This is a genomic window from Mycobacterium sp. JS623 (assembly GCF_000328565.1).
Taxonomy (GTDB): domain Bacteria; phylum Actinomycetota; class Actinomycetes; order Mycobacteriales; family Mycobacteriaceae; genus Mycobacterium.
In genome coordinates this window covers 613,754-633,265 of the sequence record NC_019966.1, presented here as the reverse complement: position 1 = coordinate 633,265, position 19,512 = coordinate 613,754, and the positions used below count along the sequence as shown (strand labels likewise).

Below are 19,512 nucleotides of genomic sequence, written 5' to 3'. Positions count from 1 at the left end.
ACAGGCAAGCACTGAGTACCGCTGGCAGGAGCCAGCAATGGACGTCAGCAGTGACGACGTGAGGTCGCCGAGGGCCGACTATGGCTGTGTGAACGTCCTTCTAGTAGGCACGATTGAGCCGTCGCTCGCCAACGCGATTCAGGCGAAATATCAAGCGCTGCAATTGCCTAACGATACAACCCGCAAGGCGTTTCTCGCCGAGCATGGAGCGTCGATCAGCGCCATCGTCGACGGTGGGCCTCCCGGTGTGGACGCGAAGCTGATGAAGGCGCTGCCCAACCTCGGCGCCATCGTGCACCACGGAGCCGGCTACGACACCATCGACGATGACACCGCACGCCGGCTCGGCATCGGGGTCAGCAACACCCCCGACGTGCTCAACGACACCGTTGCCGACACGGCCGTCGGTCTGATGCTGGCGACGATGCGCGGCCTGTGTACGGCCGACAGCTTTGTCCGGTCCGGCCATTGGCCTCTCGAAGGCAGTCATCCGTTGGGGCGAGACCTGAGCGGTTCACGAGTCGGCATTCTCGGCCTTGGCCGAATTGGGTCAGCCATCGCGCGGCGGCTCGTCGGCTTTGATTGCGCCATCGCCTATCACAGTCGCCACCAAGTCCCCCGCTGCCCGTTCCGCTACGTCGCGTCGCCGGTCGCGCTGGCTGAGTCGGTTGACGTGCTGGTGATTGCGACCGTTGGCGGCCCAGGAACCAAGCACCTAGTCGACCGGACAGTGTTGGAAGCTCTCGGACCGTACGGCTATGTCATCAACATCGCCCGGGGCAGCGTCGTCGATCAGGACGCTCTTGTTGACCTGCTTGTTGCGCGGCGGTTAGCGGGCGCCGGACTCGACGTTTTCGCCGAAGAGCCTTACGTACCACCGGAATTGTGCGAACTGGACAATGTCGTGCTGTTACCACACATCGGCGGCGCGACAGTCCGCAGCCTCTCGCTGATGAGGGAGCTGGTGTTACGGAATCTCGACCAGTACCTCAGCTACGGGACGTTGACTACGCCGGTCGTACCACCGAACAGGCGCGCGCATAACAGGTTTCACAAGTGTTCCGGTTTCAGGGCGTGAGGTCACATTTATTGGTAACGATGAGGCGGCGGTCATGGATGTTGCGATCTGCGTCTCCTACGAGCCGGGTCCCGACGATGCGACGGTCGCAGTCATGCCGCTGTTCCACGACGCGGTCGACGCTACTTTCCCGCGGCCTGCTTCAGGTGAGCGATCTCGTTTCCCCACACCGACTGCGCGCCCGTATCACCGATGCGGTACAGCTGGATCATCGATGAAACGCCGACAACGACCGCCAGCACCGCGACGGTGGTGGTCGCCCACGACCGACGCTTGTCGGATCGGCGTTCGGCGACGTGCAACACCGCAAGCGCGACCGCCACGAGGAACAGTCCGACAGAGAAGTAGATCAGCCACCCGCCGCGCTCGGCGTGCTCTTGCAAGATGGGATCGGGGTGGCGTCGCAGGTCGTAGAGCCACTCACCGGCATCCGTGGTAATCGGTGTCAGCACCGTTGTGACGGCGGCCAGGATCAGTGCGAACCACACTGTATGGCCCCGTCGCACAGCCGGCCACACCGCACACACGATCTCCAGCACAGCAGTCAACGGCACGAGGACCACCAAAAAGTGAACGAACAACACGTGGGACGGCAGCCCTTGCAAAACGGTCATGGAAGTCCTTGCTCACGGGAACGCGTAATAGCGAGTTCGATCATTCCCGCAGCGGCTGACGAAAACCTGTGCGGCTGCTGACAACGCAGAAATGCGCGCATTCGTCGTAGCGCATGAATCGGAGTACGAACCGCGCACCACTTCCCCGTCGGTCGCCGCAGTGTCCAGTTCGAGTTCAGATATAGCTGACGGGATAGTTCAATCTCGATAACTGGCACGCGCCGTGCACTTTGGCGGGCGAATGCGCGGCGCAGAACACAACTACGGGAAGCGCCTGCGTGGTCGAAGCGAAGTCCGAGCAGCACGAGCGACCCCTCCCCGGCGAAGCAGCGTTGTCGCGGCTGACCGCTATGGATGACCCCTGCTAGCTGCAAACTTCCTCGGTCCAAGGGGTGCGGGTTGTCCTTCCGGTGCACCATGGGTCCTAGACCGCCCGCCGCGTTCGCAAGAAACACAAGCTCCGGGCCGGGCAGAAGGTGGTGACTCGAGTGCGCGTGGTAGTGGCCGACGACGATTTGTTGCTTCGGGAGGGCTTGGCCAGCCTGCTGGATCGCTCGGGATTCGAGGTGAGTGGGCAAGCCGGCGACGGTGTGCAGTTGCTCGCGGCGGTCCGCGAGACCAAGCCCGACTTGGTGGTGGCCGATATCCGAATGCCGCCCACCCACACCACCGAAGGGCTCGATGCGGCACGGGAGATTCGCGACGAGTTTCCTGAAATCGCCATCATGGTGCTGTCGGCTCACGTGGATGTCGAGCATGCGATGGAACTGTTGGCCAGCGGGCGCAGCATCGGTTACTTGCTCAAGAATCGGGTTACGGACGTAGCGGATTTCGTGGACACGCTCGAGCGCATCGCCAACGGGGCTTCGGTAGTCGATCCTGCGTTGGTGTCGGAGTTGGTCTCGGCACGGCGGCGCGACGATCCACTGGCTGCACTGAGCGCGCGCGAGCGTGAGGTGTTGGCATTGATGGCCGAAGGGCGTTCCAATGCCGGTATCGCCCATCGGCTTTGGGTGACCGAAGGCACCGTGGAAAAGCATGTGCGCAGCATCTTGACCAAGCTGGACCTTGCGGAGACCGGCGACGATCACCGCCGGGTGCTAGCGGTGATCGCCTTCCTCGAGTCGCGCTGACTCGCCGACGAGATCGTTGATGGCGCCGCACGTCATCGCGGACTTGGACAGGAAGCCCACGGCCGGGCTGGTTTCGATCAGTTCCATGAAGTCCTGCTCGGCGTGGGTGGAGATCAGAATCACCGGTGATGGTGACGACCCACCTAGCCTGTGGAGTTGCTCGGCAACTTCGAAGCCGCTCTCGTCGCCGAGATCGATGTCGACCAGCGTCACGTCGGGCCGCAGTTCGTCGAAAAGCGCGAGCGCGTCAGCGCTAGTCGACGCCACCCCGATGACCGTGATGCCCTCGCATTCCAGCAATCCGCGCGCGGCGTCGACGAAATCCGCGCTGTCGTCGACGATTAGACAGCGCATCGGTTCACTCGTAGCGGCATAGGTTTAGTTTGGCAGCGTCGCGATCGGTGCGCATTCCTACTACCTGCAAATCTTCCCCCTCAACACCACCGGTTGCAGCTAGCCGGTATGAGCAGATTCCGACCACCAGGGGCCATCGAGTGGTATCAGCGTTGCCGACACAGGCTGGCGCGCAGGTGATCCTGGAGAGTACCAACGCAGACGCAGGCCTGCCGATGCTCGATGAGATTGGAACAGCATGAAGATCACCACGTTGGGCCGTAGCGGTCTGGAAGTCTCGCGCATCGCCTTTGGCACATGGCAACTCGGCGGCGACTGGGGTCAGTTCGACGAGGACGCAGCCATCGCTGCGATCCGCCGAGCCCGCGACCTGGGCGTGAACTTCTTCGACACCGCGCAGGCCTACGGCTTCGGCGCGTCCGAGGCCATCCTCGGCAAGGCGTTGCGTGACGATCTCCGCCGCGAGCGCGACGAGCTCATGATCGCCACCAAAGGCGGTCTGCGCCAAACTGATTCCGACCTCGTCCGCGACACAAGCCCGGAGTGGCTACGCAGAGGGGTGGATGCCAGCCTGACCGCGTTGGGTATCGACCACATCGACCTGTACCAGGTGCACTGGCCCGATCCCACCGTGCCGGCCGCCGAGACGGCGGGCGCCCTGGGTGACCTGATCACCGAAGGAAAGATTGGCCATGTCGGCGTGTCCAATTACAACACCGCGCAGATGGCCGAATTCTCAGCCACATTGCCGGTCGAGACGTTGCAGCCGCCCTATCACCTCTTCCGCCGTGAGATCGAGGACGAGGTCCTGCCGTACTGTGTCGAGAACAATATTGGCGTGCTGGTGTACGGGCCGTTGGCACACGGCCTGCTGACCGGAACGATGAGCGTGCACACCGATTTCGAGGACGGCGACTGGCGCGGAACGAGCAACGTCTTCAGGGGCGGCACGTACCGTCGCAACCTCGCCACGGTGCGTGCGTTGGAGAAGTTCGCAGCCAACCGCGGCATTACCGTCAGCCAGTTGGCCATCGCGTGGACGCTGGCGAACCCGGCCGTGCACGTCGCGATCGTCGGTGCTCGGCAGGTCGGCCATATCGAAGACAGTCTCCGTGCCGCCGACATCTCGCTCACCGACTCAGATCTCGATGAGATCGAAACGATCATGGACGAGGCCACACCGGTTGCCGGACCGTCCCCAGAGGGCATGCCGTGACCACACCGATGAAAACCGTTGCCGTACTCGGCACCGGGACAATGGGCGCTCCGATCGCCCGCAACCTGCTGCATGCCGGGTTTCACATGCGTGTTTGGAACCGCACGCTAGCCAAGGCCGCCGTGGTGGGGGTCGATGCTCACCGAACGTCCACTCCTGGCGAAGCCGCCGCGGGCGCCGACGTGTTGATCACTATGCTCGCCGACGGCGCTGCCGTCGAACAGGTCATGACCGGCCCGACGGGAGCGCTGTCCATGCTCGGGGCGGACGCGGTTTGGATCCAGATGAGCACGGTCGGTACTGAATGGACCGACCGACTCTCGGGTATGGCGGACAGGCATGACGTCACGTTCGTCGATGCGCCGGTTTCGGGTAGCTCCGGCGCCGCGGAAAAGGGCGAGCTGATCATCCTCGCCTCCGGTGCAACAACAGTTCGAGCCCGAGTGCAGCCCCTCTTCGACGTGTTGGGGCGGCAAACGCTGTGGCTCGAGAGCACTGGTGACGGCAGTCGGCTCAAGCTCGCCCTCAACAACTGGTTGGCGGTGCTCGTCGAAGGGATGGTCGAAACCCTCACGCTCGGCGAAGCACTCGGCCTCGATCCGCACCTCGTGCTGGAGGCCATTGGCGACGGGCCGATGGCGTCGGATTACGCCCTTGCAAAGGGCGTCGCGATGGTACATGCCGAGTTCGCGCCCGGCTTCCCGTTGCGACATGCGACCAAGGATGCCGAGCTCGCACTGAGCGCCGCGCACCGGCACGGCGTGGAGCTGCCGCTGACCAGCGCGCTTCTACCACGCTGGCACCAGGCCCTCGCCGGCGATCACGGCGGCGACGACGTCGCCTCCGCCATCACCGCAGCAGCCACCACCGCGTCAACACCCGGCAGCCGCCTGTCGATCGCTGCGTCATGACGCTCTCTCGTGAAACTGAATTACGAAGTGAGACAACGCATCCCGCGACTGATCCGCATGCCTCGCACATCACCAACCGGCTGAACTGGCTACGTGCCGGGGTGCTCGGGGCCAACGACGGAATCGTCTCCACCGCAGGTCTTGTGGTGGGCGTAGCCGCGGCCACGACGAGCAGCTCGGTGATCTTCACTGCAGGATTGGCAGGCTTGGTCGCTGGCGGGGTCTCGATGGCGCTCGGCGAGTATGTCTCGGTGAGCACACAACGCGACACCCAACGGGCCCTTCTGGAAAAGGAACGTCAAGAGCTAGCCGAGATGCCCGAGGCGGAACTTGAAGAATTGGCAGGCCTTTACGCGGCGAAGGGGCTCAATGCGGAGACCGCGCGGATGGTGGCCACGGAGCTGACGGATCACGACGCCTTCGCCGCCCACATCGAGGTGGAACTCGGCATCGATCCTGACGAGCTGTCCAAACCCTGGCAGGCAGCGCTGTCGTCGGCCGTCGCCTTCACCTTGGGCGCCGTCGTCCCACTCATCGCGATTCTGCTCCCACCCGTCGGTGCCCGTGTCCCCGTGGCCTTCCTGTCGGTCTTGATCGCGCTCGTGTTGACGGGGACGGTGAGTGCCATCCTGGGCGGCGCCCGAAAGAGGCAGGCGGTCTTGCGGGTAGTACTTGGCGGAGCGCTCGCGATGTTCGTCACTTACGGCATCGGCCAGATGGTCGGAACGGCGATTTGATCCAAGCGTGTGGTAGAGGTGCGCGTGGTACACAGTTCTGATTTGTCGGCTGGCGAGCCACCGATGAGCCGCTGCCTGGTCGACCTGCTGGTGCGCCCCACGGCCCGACCACTTGCTGTCGGCATCGTGGTCGCCACGACCTTCATCCTTGCGGAGACAGTTCTGGCGTACCTGCTCGAGCGGATCTTTCCGGGGATGCCCTTTGGTGTTGTCTTCTTACTCGGAGTTCTGGTGGTTTCGGCCGGCTGGGGATTCAGGCTGGCGGTGTCGACGACGTTGGCGAGCGCGCTTGTCTACGCGTTCGTCCACCTCGACGCCGACGGGAGCGTCTTTCCCATCACGGCTGCGGACACGATAGCGATCGTCGTCTTCGTGCCCATCGCACTATTGGCCAATGTCCTTGCGGGCCAGGCCCGATTACGCGCGGCCGAAGCAAATCGGCGCCGTCGGGACGCCGAGGAAAGCCGAGACGCCATCCGCATGCTTGCCGATCAACAGGCTGCTTTGCGACGCATCGCGACTCTGGTCGCACGTGCAGTGCCGCCGTACGAGGTGTTCTCCGCGGTGGCTGAGGAGTTGGCCCGGTGCCTTGAAGTTACCCACGCAACTCTGGTCCGCTTTGAGGCCGACGGCGGGGCGGTTCTGCTCGCGAGCCACGACGACCGCGGTGTGCAGAAGAGGATTCCGGTCGGTAAGCGCTTTTCGTTCGACGGCGAAAGCGTTCCAGCGCTGGTATTCCGCACTGGCAGCGCCGCCCGGCGAGACAGCCACGAGCATACGCACTCTGCCGATGTCCAATACATCCACGAGCTCGGTTTGCGCTCAGGCGTCGGCGTACCGATCGTTGTGGACGGCCGGCTGTGGGGCGCGGCCAATGTCGGGTCGTCACGACCCGAGCCGCTACCCGCAGACACCGAGGCACGCGTCGGGGACTTCGCGGATTTGGTCGCGACCGCGATTGCCAACGCCGACGCCCGCACAGAGCTGACCGCTTCACGCGCCAGAATCGTCGCGGCGTCTGACGCCGCCCGGCGCCGATTCGAACGTGACTTGCACGATGGTGCACAACAGCGGCTCGTGTCCTTGGGTCTGCAACTGCGTACGGTTGAGGCGTCGTTGCCGTCCGAATCGCTCACATTGAGGGCGCAGGTCTCTGAGATGGTCCTGGGGCTGAGCGGTGTCTCACAGGATCTCCAAGAGATATCGCGCGGTATTCATCCGGCAATCCTGTCGAGGGGCGGACTGGGCCCAGCGCTCAAGACGCTGGCCCGCCGCTCTGCCGTCCCGGTGGAGCTTGACCTCGGCATCGACCGGCGCTTGCCCGAGTCTGTCGAAGTGGCAGCTTATTACGTTGTCGCCGAAGGGCTTACGAACGCCGCAAAGTATGCACAGGCCTCTGAGGTAACAGTCGACGTCCAGGCCGATGGTGCGAACTTGCGCGTGTCGATTTCCGACGACGGAATCGGTGGTGCCGACTCGCACAAGGGGTCCGGACTCATCGGGTTGATCGACCGAGTCGAGGCGCTTGGGGGACAGCTGCGGATCTCGAGCGTCGTCGGGACCGGCACGTCGCTGCTGGCGACGATCCCGTTCGATGGTTCCTGACCGTCATACGTTGCGACGGTGGCTGATTCCGGGTAGCGGGAGCGCGTCGATGGATGCAAGCGGTGACGACAAAACCCTGCACGAGCGCGACTCTGGAAGTGCAAGAGACAGATTCGCCGGTTTACCGATGACAGCTAGGCCGACCATCACACGAGAGAGTAGATAATGCGAATGAAACTGACCCACATCACACCGGTACTGGCGGCGGGCGCTGCTGCGGTGGCTATCGCCGCGGCACCAACTGCCGCGGCCGCGCCGGCGGCGGCACAGGTGGGCGCCCCGTCCACAGCGGTGACGAGCAGCGAGATAGTCCCCGCCGGCTTCCACGGTGGCGGCTTCCACGGTGGTGGCGGCGGCTTCCACGGCGGCGGCTTCCGTGGCGGTGACGGTGGTTTCCACGGCAATCACTACGGCTGGGGCTGGCACCCGTGGGGATGGCCGTGGGGCCAGCCCCGGTAGCGATCAAAGACGATGGCGGAAGCGGTGTTTGACATCGCTTCCGCCATCGGGTCCGGTGTTCATCTCAAAGATCCTTGTCGCGCATGTACGCCCACAATTCGCACCGGCGCTGAGCCCACTCCACGGTCCAGCCTGTGAGCGCTGCGCAGGTAAGCGCGATCGTCATTGTCATCGTGATCCCTATCACTAGGCGGTTGTTGTCAATAGTCGCGCGGTAGCAAACGAATGTCGTCACAGCTGACCTCCAGATGAGGCCCCTGCCAGCTGGAGTCTGTGCCTTCCAACCAGTGGGAAATGAGGAAGGCTCCCGCTGTCTGCGTAGGCATCACGAAGCGCGCGTCTGCACGGCTATGCTGAGTTTGCGCGACGGGTTGAAGTCCGCCGAAGAGCGATGTGAGTTCCTGGTGACGCCGAAGCAGTCACGGCAACCTGGCCCGGTATGGCCGACGGGCCGCGTTTTTGCGGGCACCGGCTCCGACGCCGGATTTGGCCCGCGCAGCACGCGCCTGCGTGTGCTCGCGCTGTTGACCCGCACCAAAGCTCCGGCCCTTGTGCTGGGCGTCGGGGTGGCCGCGCTGTTCCTCGTGGTCGAGACCCTTGTCGTGTGTTCCCTCAATGTGGTTACTGGTACGACCGGCCGCTTCGGCACGCTCTTCCTGCTGGGCGTTCTGGTGGTTTCGATGGTGTGGGGATTCGGCTTGTCGATGACGATGTCGATCGCCAGCGCCATCGCCTTTGCTTACTTCCGCAATTGGCCGACCACCCAGTTCGCCCCGTTCAATCCCGAAAACTTGGTGGTGGTGGGTGTCTTCCTTGTGCTGGCGTTGGTCGCCAACGCACTCGCGGGGCTGGCTCGGGTGGGCGAGAGGTTCTTCGACCTGTCACCAGACCTGCTGTGCATCATGGACCCGGAAAGGGTCATCCGGGTCAACCCAGCCTTCAAGCAGACACTCGGCTATTCACTCGACGAGTTAGCCGGACGGCCCATCCTCGATTTGGTCGTTGCCGAAGATCGAGATGGCGTGCGTGCGTTGCTCGAACAGCTGCCAGGAAGCGCCGAGCCCGCGCGCTCCGAGAATCGCGTGATCTGCAGGGACGGTACGCAGCGTTGGCTCGAGTGGAGCGTCGTGTGGCATCGGGGCCTCTTCTACGCCGTTGGCCGCGACGTGACCGAACGCCGCCGCCAGCAAGATGAATTGCACGAAGCTCAGTGGGCGGCCGAGTCAAGCCGCGACAGGCTAAAGGAGCTCGCTGAACAGCAGGCCGGGTTGCGGCGGGTGGCAACCCTGGTCGCACGCGGGGCGAGCCCGTCGGACCTATTCGCGGCTGTGGCCGACGAGATGGCGGAGTCCCTGCATGCGCATAACGCATCCATCAACCGCTTCGAAGGCGACGAAGTCGTCGTCCTCGCCCTCTCCCACCTTGAGCCCGAGGTCAAGAAAAGGCTGGTTACCAGCAACCGCCATCTGTTGGAAGGCGACAACATCGCAACGAGGGTGTTGCATACCCGCCGCCCCGCACGATTGGACGACTCCGAGTTACAAAGCGCTCCGGGCTCTATCGCCGCACGCCTTCGTGAGATGGGCCTCCGTTGCACGGTGGCGGTACCGATCGTCGTCGACGGACATGTGTGGGGAATGGCGGCGGTCGGCTCGTCGGCACCGGAACCGTTGCCGGCGGACACCGAGGCGCGCATCAGCGACTTCGCCGACCTTGTCGCAACGTCAATCGCCAACGCCGCAACACGCGTCGATCTGCAGGTGAGCCGCGACGAGCTGGGTGTGCTCGCCGATCAGCAGGCCGCATTGCGACGGGTCGCGACACTGGTAGCGCGTGGGGTCAACCCCTCTGAGGTGTTCTGCACGGTCGCCGAAGAAATGGCGCGATGCGTGCATGTGGGCCACGCGACGGTTTCTCGGTACGACGCGGATGATGCATTCGTCCCTCTCGCCATCTATCACGGGGACAGGTTGCAGCAGCTGCCCGACGGCCTACGCCTTTCGTTGGATGGCGACAACGTCGCAACGAGGGTGTTCCAGACAAGCCACGCGGCCCGAATGGATAGTCACGACAATGCTGCGGGTACGCATGCCGCTCGCATACGTGAGCTCGGCATCCGGTCGGCGGTGGGAGTCCCGATCACTGTCGACGGCCGCGTGTGGGGCGCAGCCATCGTTGGCTCGCAGCGGTCCGAGCCCATGCCGTCGGACACCGAGGCACGCGTTGGCGACTTCGCCGACCTTGTCGCCACCGCGATCGCCAACGCCGCCACCCGCGCCGAACTCATCGCCTCACGTGCCCGCATCGTCGCGGCCGCAGACGACGCCCGCCGCCGCCTGGAACGCGACCTACACGACGGTGCCCAGCAACGGCTGGTCTCGCTCGGACTGCAAACGCGCCGCGCAGAAGCGTCGGTGCCGCCGCAACTCGATGGCCTCAAAAGCCAACTATCGCGCGTTGTTTCGGGTTTGACGGACATCGCAACAGACCTGCAAGAGATCTCACGCGGAATCCATCCCGCGATCCTCTCCAAGGGCGGACTGGGTCCCGCGCTCAAGACATTGGCCCGCCGGTGCCCACTCGCCGTTTCCCTCGACCTCAAGATCGACAGACACTTGCCTGACTCGGTCGAAGTCGGCGCTTACTACATCGTGGCCGAGGCGTTGACCAACACGGCCAAGCATTCCCACGCTTCCCAGGTGGAAGTCTGCGCAGAATCCTCCGATGACACCCTCTACCTGTCGATTCGCGACGACGGAATCGGGGGCGCCGAGTTTGCCAAGGGGTCAGGACTTATCGGGCTCAAAGACCGAGCGGAGGCCCTCGGCGGACGGATGCGGATTGAGAGCCCAGCCGGAAATGGGACGTCGCTTCAAATCACGATGCCCCTCGACAGTTCGTTTGGCGGACGGGACAAGACGTCTCAGAACGGCTGATCCATGCCGCGAAAACAGGGCACCGCGGGATCGGCACCGACATCGGTTGGCACGAGTGGATCCGGTCCAGTCTCGAAGGGCGTCGGGGCGGGCTGCGCAGAAGCGCTCTCGCCGCTGCGAATCGGGCCAATGTTATTGCGGGATAGTGAGTTTCGTCTCGGCCACCACGGAGTACGCGCGTTGGCCGCGGTGTCGATGCGCCCAGCCAATGAGTGAATTGGGCGGCACAGGCTCAAAGCCGGGGAGCCCGCGCCGGCGAGGGGGCACCGGCGCGGGCCCGTCTGTGACCGTTACCGGTGCCCGCCTCCACCGTGGTAGCCGCCGTGATAACCGCCGTAGTAGCCCCCGTAGAACGGGTAGTCGCCGTAGTAGGGATATATCGGACCGAGCGGGGAGTCGTCGATCTGAGCATTGCCGGGCGACTGGCACTGGCTGCCTGAGTTCAACTCGAGGCAGCTCTCCTGAGCCTGCGCAGGATTGGCCGCGGCCGTTGGTGCGGCGAGGGCCGCCGGTGCGGTCGCAATCGCTGCTGTCGCAGCCCCGGCCGCCAACAGCGGTGTGAGGTACTTCAATCTGATTTGCATTCTGAACACTTTCTCGAGGAGTCCTTATCTGGACTTATTCCAGAATTGCTCTGCGGCAACCTTTTGTCGTCACCGGCAACACCCGTCCTCGCTTACCGGCTAGCTGGAAATGGCACCTACCGCTGGCAGGTAGCGGAGCAATCCGGCCCAACAGTGAACGCACAGGTTGTCGGCCGCATAGTCGCGGCGTTGTCAGCAGACCGGTGGTCGCGATGGCCACCTCGTAGCCCTAACCGCGGGAGCGGGCCGCCCTGCGGACGCTGGCGGCGAGCAGCATCACTACCGCGACGGGGGTGACCCACCAAGCGTTCACCCCGGCCAGGCAAAGCGCGTAGGTGGCGGAGAGGGCGAGTATGACGCCGACGGCGACGGTCCAATCGTCGCCAACGAAGAAGGCGTACCAGAATCGGGCGAAGCCCTTCAAACGGGCGATCACGACGATGCCTTCGATCGATCGCGAAGAGCGGCGACCAGCAGCAGGGCGACGCAGCCGTACAGCAGGACGAGCACCAAAATTGCGACGTCGGATCCCGGCCAGCTGACTCCGGCACCTTCGGCGCCCCAAAAGGTGCCGAAGGCGCACAACATGACGCCGACCACGAACTTCATCGTGTTCTCCGGGACACGGGACAGGGGCGCGCGTACGACGATGCCCACCCCTGCCACGACCAGAATGGCGATTAGTGCCGCGACCGCCGCGACGGGTACGTCGTGGGCGTTGGCGCCGAACGTCACAGCGATGAACACGACCTCCAGGCCCTCGAGGACCACACTTTTGAACACGACCGTGAAGCCATACCAGTCCGACACCAGGCCGCGTCCCCCGGCCGATGCGGATTGCGCTGCCGCAAGTTCCTCACGGAAGACGGCGTCTTCGTCGTGCAGCGCCTTGTGACCACTCGCACGCAGCACGGCCTTTCGAAGCCACTGCAGCCCAAAGATCAGCAGGACGCCGCCGACGAACAGACGTATCCCACTTAGCGGCACTGCCGAGACGGCCGGACCCAGCGCGGCGACGAGGCAGGCAAGAAGTAGCAATCCCGCCACGACGCCGGTGAGCGCAGAACGCCACTCCCTGGCCGTACCGATGGCCAGGACAACGGTGGTCGCCTCAACCGCCTCAACCGCACACGCGAGAAACACCGTGAGAAACAGGGCAGCGCTGTTCACGTGCCGACACCCTTTCGGTCCGAGGCATGGACCATCGGACTACATCTTCGTGCCGCCGCACGACCCGATCGCGAAGAGAATCCCGACACCGACGACGCTGGGGTGATCGTGACCGCTCGCAGCACACAATAGGCGATAGTGCTGAATCTTCCTGCGTTGTACGCGCTGTCGGATCAACCCACGTGGTGTTCCGGCGTCATTCTGGCCAGGCCGATTGCGTGATGATGCGGCAGAAGTCCTCTCGCTGGAATTCCGGATCAAAGTGCGCCAGGACGTCGTCGTTCATGGTGCCGAATGTCGTACCCGGCCGATCCCTCATGCCGTCGTAGAACGCGCGCTGAATCCGGTTCTTGAAGTCTGGGCGCGGATGGGCAGCGATGACGGCCGCGAGTTGCTCGTCTGTGATCTCAAAGATTTGCTGGCCGAGTACGTCGGTCTCCACGCCAAGGGTGACGAGGTGGACCTCCGGTTCGAGGTGCTCGGGGATTCCCGGAGTGGTGTGGAGCGCGATCGACAACCAGACTTTCCGGGCCTCGGCCGGGCTGTATCCGTGATCCAGCAGAAACTGCTCGGCGATATCGGCGCCGTCGACTTCGAATCGCTGATGCGCGGTGCGGTATTTCGGCGTCAGGCCAAGGTCATGGAACATGGCACCGACGTAGCTGAGTTCGGGGTCGGGCGAACGCCTGCGGCGGCGTGACTTGAGCATGCCCCACAGGTACACCCGCCGCGAGTGATGGAACAGCAGATCGTCATCAGCATCAAGGACCAGTTCGGTAGCGGCCTTGACGACCACGGTGTCGGGGATGGTAACCCCAGCGATCGATTCCGTCATCGCTGCGCTCCTCCTACGACCGATCCTGCGCGGACACCTTTTTCGACACGCTCGCCGCGCAGGAAGAACACCGGGGTGTCGTTGCCGACGATGTCGTAATTGCCTTCGGTGGTGTAGAACTTCAACGCGAAACCGCGCGGGTCGCGCCAGGTATCTGGGCTGCCACGCTCACCTGCCACGGTGGAAAACCGGATCACCGTCTCGGTGGTCGTGCCGGGCTGGAACACCGCCGCCTTCGTGAACGCGCTGACGTCGTGAGTCACCTCGAACCGGCCGAAGGCACCCGAGCCCTTCGCGTGCGGCTGGCGTTCGGGCACCCGTTCGCGGTTGAACTGCGCCAGCTGCTCGATCAGATAGTGGTCGTGCCGCAGGATCGGCCCGTCGGGTCCGATGGTCAGCGAGTGTTCGTCGCTCTCGATCGGAATGCCTGCGTCGGTCGTCGTCGGCGGCGTGGGTTGCGTGTCGGTCATGATCTTCCTTCGGCAGTAGTGAATTAAGTTGGCAGGTTTGTCAATTGGTGCCGTGTGCCGCGTACTCGTCGTCCAAATCCGGAACGGTGATCAGATTGCGGTCGAGAATTTCAGCGCCCCAGAGGATGAGGCGGGCAATGATGCTATGCATATCGGTTCCTTTCGTCGGCCCCTACACGGCCATCCGCTGCAGGTGATACTTTCGAGCGACTGTCCTTGCCCGACAACCCATTCCATGGCGCAACGACGGAGTCGTCAGCAGACGGAGCAGCGCCGCCGCCATCCCGGACACATCCCCCGGCCGGTAGATCAGTCCCGCACTGGCCGGTACCACCAATCGCACGGTTGTTGGGTCGGCCTGCGCAACCACCGGCCGGCCGGCGCCCAGCACATCCAGCAGGGTGGTGTGCTCCGCAGTGTGGTTCGGTACCACGACATCTGCGGCGGCGATCAGGTACGGCCAACGGTCCTCAGTGAGATCTCTGATCACATGCACACTCGTTCCAACGCCTTGCGCGAGACTTCGTCGCACGACGATGGTGCGGTATTCGCCGGCGCCGAGGAGTACAAGCTGTGCCCGACAACGCGACCGCACGGTGGCGAAGGCGGCCGCCAGTTGCTCGGCGTCCGCTTGGTCGTCGAACGGACCTGTAGCGAGGATGGTCGGAAGGCCCGCGAGGCCCACCAGCGAACGGGCGGCCATGGGGTTGAGCGCCGCGGCCGGTGGGACCATCGAAATGGTCACTTGTCGTCGGGGTTCAGGGCGAGAAATGAGACTCCCGCGGCTATTCCAGCAAGCACCTGGGCCACCAGGTATATCCACAGTGTCGGCCACGCGAACATGCCCATCACTGCCGCCCCGAGCGTGACCGCCGGGTTGAACGCGCCGCCCGAGATCGCCCCGACCGCGATTGCGCCTGCCACGACGGTGAATCCGATCGCAAGGCCGTAGAACGAGTTGTCGCGGTGGTCCTTGCTGGTGGCCACATTGAGCACGACGTAGCACAAGGCGAACGTGAACAACAGCTCCACCACGAATGCGGCCAGCAGGGTGCGGCCTGTCAGCGTCGTCGCCGCTGCGGTCGCCATCCGTGTCGGGTCGACCACCGTGCGCACCAACACCGCTGCAAGCAGCCCGGCACCGAACTGCACGATCCAGTACCCAACCGCGTCACGCAGACCAATCCGGCGCCGAATCAACACCGCCATCGTCACGGCTGGGTTGTAGTGCCCACCGGAGAGGTGCCCGCCGGCGTAGATCATCACCATCAGGACGGCCCCGATTCCCAGCGGCGCCAACGGGCTGCCGCTGCCCACGGCGGCGCCCACAGTGAAGACCAGGAAGAACGTTCCGATCGCCTCGACCGCGTACTTGACGCCGACCCGAGGCCCGCTCACGACGTCCATTTCTGCGCTGCTCATCTGAGCCGGTGTTTGTGCTGTGACCATGGTCCATAGACTCGTGGCCCCATGCTCCGATGTCGTCAACGCTGTCGCCCAACCAGCCCCCTGGGCAGCCTTACCCCCGGCCTACCTGCTAGCTGCTATTGCCCGTCAACCCAGCGCGTCAAGCAGGCGGTCCAGATCGTCCTCGATGTTGTAGAGATGGAAGCCGACGCGGACGGCCCCCGCGCGCACCGACGCGCGAATACCGGCAGCGCGCAGCTTGTCGGCCGCATCGGCGATCGGGATCGACACTATGGCCGAATCCTGTTGGGGCAGATCGAGTTCCATGCGCGCCCGGTTGGCCAAGCCGACGGTGTGCGCCTCAATCGCGGCGCGGTCCAGAGATGCAAGCCACGGCAGCGTCAGACCTGCACCGAGCGCGCTGAACCAGCCGGGCGAGGCATCGAAACGGCGCGCACTGTCGGCCAACCGCAGCGGCAACCCGTAGATCGACTGCCACGGGTCTACCCCCGCGTACCAGTTCGCCGCATGCGGCGTCATGATCTGAGCGATCCTGTCGCTCAACGACATCCACGCGGTTCCGCGCGGCGCCAGCAGCCACTTGTACACCCCGGCCGCCGTCACATCGGCCCAGCCGACATCGACCTGTTTCCAGCCAAGCGCCTGGGTGATGTCGATGACGGTCAGCGTGTCGCTGCCCGCCACCGTCCGCCGCAACGCGTCGGTGTCGAGCACAGCGCCGTCCGCCGACTGCACCAGGCTGGCCGCCACGACGTCGAAACCCGCCGCGTCCGACACCAACTGTTCGGGCGTCAACTCAGTGACAGTCACGCCCCTGTCGGCTTGTGCGGCGAACGGGAACGTGGTGCTGGTGAATTCGCCGGCCACGGTGGCCACCCGGCTGCGGTCGGGAACGGCCGCCGCCACCAGACCGAGCACGGCGGAAACGTTGCCGCCCATGGCCACCAAGTCAACTGGCACACCGGTCAAAGCGGCGTAGGCGGCGCGTCCAGCACGAACCGGTTCGTCGAACGACGACGCCTCCATCGTCCCGGCTTGCCAGGCCGCGATGCATTCCCGCAACGCATCGATGAGGAAACCCGGCGGCAAGCCATAGGTCGGCGAGTTGAGAAACCCGTCGGCACCGGTGAATTCGGCACCGAACGCTTCGCGCGCCGTCATTCGGCGGTCGGCTGGTCGTCGCTTGCGGACTCCTCGCCCCGCAGCCTGGCCTGCAATTGCGCTCGATCTTTGCGGCGCCGTTCGTCGAAAACGGCGATGCTTGCGGTGGCGCGACGCCGCAGCGGGGCGAAGATCCAGATGCCGAGCGGAAGCGCGATTACCAACGCGAACAGCAGCGCGACGACGAGCGGAAAATCGCGCACGCCGAGCAGATGTCCGGCACCGAAGATCACCGCGGTCAAGACGACGACGAGCAGCAGCCGGGCCAGGACGTAGAGCACCACGTCCACCACGAGGCCGGATCGGGACGGTCGGTCAGACACGGCCCGAGCCTACCGACGGCGCGTATATTCACACCAAGGAGGTTTTTGTGGCGTTTTTGCTCCTAATACTCGTCTTGGCCGGTTTGATCTACGCCGGCTGGCGGCTGACGCGGATGACAGCGGCGGCTCGCCCGAAGACGCGCGTGATCGGCCCGGACGACGATCCGGATTTCCTGCGGCGGCTCGGTCACGGGGACAACAACCCCCGCTGACCTAACCCGGTCGGGTGTCCGGGCGCGTTGCGCCCGAGAAGCCCGTGGCGACGACGGCCGCCAATTCGATCAACGCCTCCCGCGTCTGCGGCTTCAACCGGTCGAGGCTGATCTCCGCGCCCTCCTCCAGATGCGGATCGAACGGCACCTGAAGCACGGCACGGCACCGGCGCGAGAAATGATCGACCACCTTCTTGATGTCGACCTTGCCCGAGCGCGGCCGCACCGCGTTGATGACCGCGATCGAGTTGCGCACCATGTCCTGGTGGCCGTGCGCGTCCAGCCAGTCCAGCGTTGCCGACGCGCTGCGGGCGCCGTCGACGGATCCTGAACTGATCACGATGAGCACGTCGGCCTTGTCCAACACCGCCGACATCGCCGAGTGCAGCATGCCGGTGCCGCAGTCGGTGAGCACCAGGCTGTAGAACCGCTCGAGCACCTCGAGCGTGCGGGTGTAGTCGTCGGAGCTGAACGCCTCGGATACCGCGGGATCTTGGTCTGACGCGAGCACCTCCAGCCGGCTCGGACCCTGCGAGGTGTACGCGCGCACGTCGCTGTAGGCCTCGATGCCCTCGGCGTCGCGCAGCAGGTGGCGCACCGTGGCCGGGGTTTCCAGCGGGACCTTCTGGCTCAGCGTGCCGCGGTCGGGATTGGCGTCGACGGCAACGACGCGGTCACCACGGATGGATGCGAACGTCGCACCGAGCGTCGCGGTGATCGTGGTCTTGCCGACCCCGCCCTTCAACGACAGCAGCGCAATCCGGTAGCAGCCACGCAGCGGCCGCTGCACCTGGGCGACCAGGCCGTTGCGGCGGTTGACCTTAGGGCTTTCCCCGACGTTGACCAGCTTGAACGTGCCGAAGTACAGCCATTTGCGCCAGCCCTCCGACGGCGCCCGCTTGGGTTGACCGAGGAGCGCGACGGTCGACAGGTCGAAGTACGGCGTCGGCTCATCCTGCTGTGACACCAGCGGGCGCGAGGCGTATCCCAGCGGCAATCCGTTCGGTGGCGTCGGCGCGCTCCATTCGGCAGGCACTGCCTCCGCCGGATCGCTGAACCGCTGCTGGTCGCGAAAACCCGCCTGCTGGTCAGACAACGCCTCCCCCTCTCGGTATCAACCGACCCCAGCGTACGAATGCAGCCCGACGGTCACCAGGTTGATGAAGAACAGGTTGAACACCATCGCGACGAAGCCGACGACGTTGATCCAGGCCGCCTTCTTGTCGCGCCAGCCCGCCGTCGACCGGGCGTGCAGGTATGCCGCGTAGACGACCCACGCGATGAACGACACCGTCTCCTTGGGATCCCAGCCCCAGTACCGGCCCCAGGCCTCTTCGGCCCAGATCGCGCCGAAGATCACCCCGAACCCGAACACCGGAAACGCGAAAATGGTTGTGCGGTAAGCGATCCGGTCCAGCGTCTGCGCATCGGGCAGCCGCTGCACGAACGCGTTCTCTGGGAAGTACATCTTGAGCAGGAACAGAATGCTGGCCACGCCGGCGACCAGGAACACCCCGGAACCGAGGCTGACCACCGACACGTGGATCGGCAGCCAATACGACTGCAGGGCCGGCATCACGGGTGCGGCGTTGGTGTACAGCCAGCGACCAGACACGGTCAGCAGGATCAGTACCGGCACCAGCACGAACACCCACAGCGCGCGGTACTGCGGCCTGCGCAGCACGATCGCGGCGGCGATCAGACCCGAGAAGCACGTCAGGTTGATGAACTCGTACATGTTGCCCCACGGCACTCGCGCCGTGGCGAGGCCGCGCAGCACGATGCAGACAAACAACAGCCCGATGCCGACATAGACCAGCGCGAGGCCCGACTTGCCGGCGCGTTCGTCGAGCGGGCGCTTCTGCTCATCGGCCACGACACCAGGAATGGCACTGTCTGCGCCGACGGTGGCGCTCACGCCGGATGTCGCCGCCGCGGCTCCGACGAGCTCGCGGGCTTCGGTCTTGCGGCCGCGGCTGTAGGCCAGCTCGACGGCGAGCAGCAGCAGCGCGGCCACCAGCACCACGACCGACGAGGTGAAGGCCCAGTCGGAGTAGCGCGCCAGCCCGATGTCGACGTGTTCGGTGTTCATGCCTCGACTCCCGCTCGCTCCGGTCCTCGCTTCGCTGCGATCCTCACTCGCGCTCGCCTTCGGGTGTTCATGCCTCGACTCCCGCTCGCTCCGGTCCTCGCTTCGCTGCGATCCTCACTCGCGCTCGCCTTCGCGTGTTCATGCCTCGACTCCCGCTCGCTCCGGTCCTCGCTTCGCTGCGATCCTCACTCGCG

21 protein-coding genes and 1 pseudogene are annotated in these 19,512 nt (G+C 64.8%); 9 read left to right on the top strand and 13 right to left on the bottom strand.

Annotated elements, in window-relative coordinates:
• The first annotated feature begins 37 nt into the window (after window positions 1-37).
• On the top strand, window positions 38-1,078 hold the full coding sequence (locus tag MYCSM_RS02955) for a 2-hydroxyacid dehydrogenase (RefSeq protein WP_015304645.1): 1,041 nt from the start codon (window positions 38-40) through the stop codon (window positions 1,076-1,078).
• Between the two features lie 122 nt (window positions 1,079-1,200).
• Here the strand turns inward: MYCSM_RS02955 and MYCSM_RS02950 are convergent, their stop codons facing one another.
• Window positions 1,201-1,692, bottom strand: a complete 492-nt coding sequence (locus tag MYCSM_RS02950; protein WP_015304644.1) for a DUF2231 domain-containing protein — start codon at window positions 1,690-1,692, stop codon at window positions 1,201-1,203.
• 476 nt (window positions 1,693-2,168) lie between these two features.
• Here MYCSM_RS02950 and MYCSM_RS02945 point away from each other — a divergent pair, with 476 nt between their 5' ends.
• Window positions 2,169-2,825, top strand: coding sequence for a response regulator (locus tag MYCSM_RS02945; RefSeq protein ID WP_442928509.1), 657 nt, complete (start codon window positions 2,169-2,171; stop codon window positions 2,823-2,825).
• Here MYCSM_RS02945 and MYCSM_RS02940 read toward each other — a convergent pair.
• The gene (locus MYCSM_RS02940) at window positions 2,793-3,179 is read right to left on the bottom strand and encodes a response regulator (protein ID WP_015304642.1); all 387 of its coding nucleotides are present in this window, start codon (window positions 3,177-3,179) and stop codon (window positions 2,793-2,795) included. The two genes, MYCSM_RS02945 and MYCSM_RS02940, sit on opposite strands and share 33 nt — an antisense overlap.
• 238 nt (window positions 3,180-3,417) lie before the next feature.
• On the opposite strand from MYCSM_RS02940, the gene MYCSM_RS02935 reads away from it, so the two are divergent.
• The 6 genes from MYCSM_RS02935 (at window position 3,418) to MYCSM_RS35135 (ending at window position 11,043) form a co-directional block, all read left to right on the top strand.
• Window positions 3,418-4,395, top strand: coding sequence for an aldo/keto reductase (locus MYCSM_RS02935; RefSeq protein ID WP_015304641.1), 978 nt, complete (start codon window positions 3,418-3,420; stop codon window positions 4,393-4,395).
• A complete protein-coding gene (locus MYCSM_RS02930) occupies window positions 4,392-5,306 on the top strand; it encodes an NAD(P)-dependent oxidoreductase (RefSeq protein ID WP_015304640.1) in 915 nt (304 codons plus the stop codon). Before MYCSM_RS02935 ends, MYCSM_RS02930 begins: the two co-directional genes overlap by 4 nt.
• Complete coding sequence (locus tag MYCSM_RS02925; protein ID WP_015304639.1) at window positions 5,303-6,043, top strand: VIT1/CCC1 transporter family protein; 741 nt, start codon at window positions 5,303-5,305, stop codon at window positions 6,041-6,043. Before MYCSM_RS02930 ends, MYCSM_RS02925 begins: the two co-directional genes overlap by 4 nt.
• 63 nt (window positions 6,044-6,106) lie before the next feature.
• Window positions 6,107-7,648 (top strand): GAF domain-containing sensor histidine kinase, encoded by a 1,542-nt coding sequence (locus MYCSM_RS02920; protein WP_015304638.1) that lies wholly within the window; start codon window positions 6,107-6,109, stop codon window positions 7,646-7,648.
• 165 nt (window positions 7,649-7,813) lie between these two features.
• Window positions 7,814-8,107 carry a hypothetical protein gene (locus MYCSM_RS02915; RefSeq protein WP_015304637.1) on the top strand — a complete coding sequence of 98 codons (294 nt, stop codon included), beginning with the start codon at window positions 7,814-7,816 and terminating at the stop codon, window positions 8,105-8,107.
• A gap of 350 nt (window positions 8,108-8,457) precedes the next feature.
• On the top strand, window positions 8,458-11,043 hold the full coding sequence (locus MYCSM_RS35135; protein ID WP_015304635.1) for a GAF domain-containing protein: 2,586 nt from the start codon (window positions 8,458-8,460) through the stop codon (window positions 11,041-11,043).
• Window positions 11,044-11,333: 290 nt separating this feature from the next.
• On the opposite strand, the gene MYCSM_RS02905 is transcribed toward MYCSM_RS35135, so the two are convergent.
• The 9 genes and pseudogenes from MYCSM_RS02905 to MYCSM_RS02865 all read right to left on the bottom strand — a co-directional run bounded on the left by MYCSM_RS02905 (window position 11,334) and on the right by MYCSM_RS02865 (window position 17,014).
• Window positions 11,334-11,627, bottom strand: a complete 294-nt coding sequence (locus tag MYCSM_RS02905) for a hypothetical protein (RefSeq protein WP_015304634.1) — start codon at window positions 11,625-11,627, stop codon at window positions 11,334-11,336.
• A gap of 229 nt (window positions 11,628-11,856) precedes the next feature.
• Window positions 11,857-12,063 carry a hypothetical protein gene (locus MYCSM_RS02900; RefSeq protein WP_015304633.1) on the bottom strand — a complete coding sequence of 69 codons (207 nt, stop codon included), beginning with the start codon at window positions 12,061-12,063 and terminating at the stop codon, window positions 11,857-11,859.
• The gene (locus MYCSM_RS02895; protein ID WP_015304632.1) at window positions 12,060-12,797 is read right to left on the bottom strand and encodes a COG4280 domain-containing protein; all 738 of its coding nucleotides are present in this window, start codon (window positions 12,795-12,797) and stop codon (window positions 12,060-12,062) included. The genes MYCSM_RS02900 and MYCSM_RS02895 overlap by 4 nt, the downstream gene beginning before the upstream one ends.
• A 196-nt stretch (window positions 12,798-12,993) precedes the next feature.
• Window positions 12,994-13,632 (bottom strand): HD domain-containing protein, encoded by a 639-nt coding sequence (locus MYCSM_RS02890; protein WP_015304631.1) that lies wholly within the window; start codon window positions 13,630-13,632, stop codon window positions 12,994-12,996.
• 56 nt (window positions 13,633-13,688) lie between these two features.
• Window positions 13,689-14,102 (bottom strand): annotated as a pseudogene (locus MYCSM_RS02885) (catalase); the annotation flags it as partial.
• A 172-nt stretch (window positions 14,103-14,274) separates the two neighbouring features.
• Window positions 14,275-14,847, bottom strand: a complete 573-nt coding sequence (locus MYCSM_RS02880; RefSeq protein WP_083906229.1) for a glycosyltransferase — start codon at window positions 14,845-14,847, stop codon at window positions 14,275-14,277.
• A complete protein-coding gene (locus MYCSM_RS02875) occupies window positions 14,844-15,524 on the bottom strand; it encodes an MIP/aquaporin family protein (protein ID WP_232425710.1) in 681 nt (226 codons plus the stop codon). The genes MYCSM_RS02880 and MYCSM_RS02875 overlap by 4 nt, the downstream gene beginning before the upstream one ends.
• 132 nt (window positions 15,525-15,656) lie before the next feature.
• Complete coding sequence (locus MYCSM_RS02870; protein ID WP_015304627.1) at window positions 15,657-16,691, bottom strand: aminotransferase class V-fold PLP-dependent enzyme; 1,035 nt, start codon at window positions 16,689-16,691, stop codon at window positions 15,657-15,659.
• On the bottom strand, window positions 16,688-17,014 hold the full coding sequence (locus MYCSM_RS02865) for a DUF4229 domain-containing protein (RefSeq protein WP_015304626.1): 327 nt from the start codon (window positions 17,012-17,014) through the stop codon (window positions 16,688-16,690). Before MYCSM_RS02865 ends, MYCSM_RS02870 begins: the two co-directional genes overlap by 4 nt.
• 47 nt (window positions 17,015-17,061) lie before the next feature.
• Here MYCSM_RS02865 and MYCSM_RS37685 point away from each other — a divergent pair, with 47 nt between their 5' ends.
• Complete coding sequence (locus MYCSM_RS37685; protein WP_015304625.1) at window positions 17,062-17,226, top strand: hypothetical protein; 165 nt, start codon at window positions 17,062-17,064, stop codon at window positions 17,224-17,226.
• 1 nt (window position 17,227) lies between these two features.
• Here MYCSM_RS37685 and MYCSM_RS02860 read toward each other — a convergent pair whose 3' ends face one another.
• Together MYCSM_RS02860 and ccsB are read right to left on the bottom strand one after the other, a co-directional pair.
• The gene (locus tag MYCSM_RS02860; RefSeq protein WP_015304624.1) at window positions 17,228-18,322 is read right to left on the bottom strand and encodes a MinD/ParA family ATP-binding protein; all 1,095 of its coding nucleotides are present in this window, start codon (window positions 18,320-18,322) and stop codon (window positions 17,228-17,230) included.
• An 18-nt stretch (window positions 18,323-18,340) separates the two neighbouring features.
• Window positions 18,341-19,318 carry a c-type cytochrome biogenesis protein CcsB gene (gene ccsB / locus MYCSM_RS02855; RefSeq protein WP_015304623.1) on the bottom strand — a complete coding sequence of 326 codons (978 nt, stop codon included), beginning with the start codon at window positions 19,316-19,318 and terminating at the stop codon, window positions 18,341-18,343.
• Window positions 19,319-19,512: the final 194 nt, after the last annotated feature.

Coding starts and splice junctions, on each gene's coding strand:
- ccsB (WP_015304623.1), bottom strand. CDS start 19,318: ATGAACACCGAACACGTCGACATCGGGCTGGCGCGCTACTCCGACTGG.
- MYCSM_RS02870 (WP_015304627.1), bottom strand. CDS start 16,691: ATGACGGCGCGCGAAGCGTTCGGTGCCGAATTCACCGGTGCCGACGGG.
- MYCSM_RS02905 (WP_015304634.1), bottom strand. CDS start 11,627: ATGCAAATCAGATTGAAGTACCTCACACCGCTGTTGGCGGCCGGGGCT.
- MYCSM_RS02915 (WP_015304637.1), top strand. CDS start 7,814: ATGCGAATGAAACTGACCCACATCACACCGGTACTGGCGGCGGGCGCT.
- MYCSM_RS02875 (WP_232425710.1), bottom strand. CDS start 15,524: ATGAGCAGCGCAGAAATGGACGTCGTGAGCGGGCCTCGGGTCGGCGTC.
- MYCSM_RS02920 (WP_015304638.1), top strand. CDS start 6,107: ATGAGCCGCTGCCTGGTCGACCTGCTGGTGCGCCCCACGGCCCGACCA.
- MYCSM_RS35135 (WP_015304635.1), top strand. CDS start 8,458: ATGCTGAGTTTGCGCGACGGGTTGAAGTCCGCCGAAGAGCGATGTGAG.
- MYCSM_RS02940 (WP_015304642.1), bottom strand. CDS start 3,179: ATGCGCTGTCTAATCGTCGACGACAGCGCGGATTTCGTCGACGCCGCG.
- MYCSM_RS02955 (WP_015304645.1), top strand. CDS start 38: ATGGACGTCAGCAGTGACGACGTGAGGTCGCCGAGGGCCGACTATGGC.
- MYCSM_RS02890 (WP_015304631.1), bottom strand. CDS start 13,632: ATGACGGAATCGATCGCTGGGGTTACCATCCCCGACACCGTGGTCGTC.
- MYCSM_RS02925 (WP_015304639.1), top strand. CDS start 5,303: ATGACGCTCTCTCGTGAAACTGAATTACGAAGTGAGACAACGCATCCC.
- MYCSM_RS02950 (WP_015304644.1), bottom strand. CDS start 1,692: ATGACCGTTTTGCAAGGGCTGCCGTCCCACGTGTTGTTCGTTCACTTT.
- MYCSM_RS02935 (WP_015304641.1), top strand. CDS start 3,418: ATGAAGATCACCACGTTGGGCCGTAGCGGTCTGGAAGTCTCGCGCATC.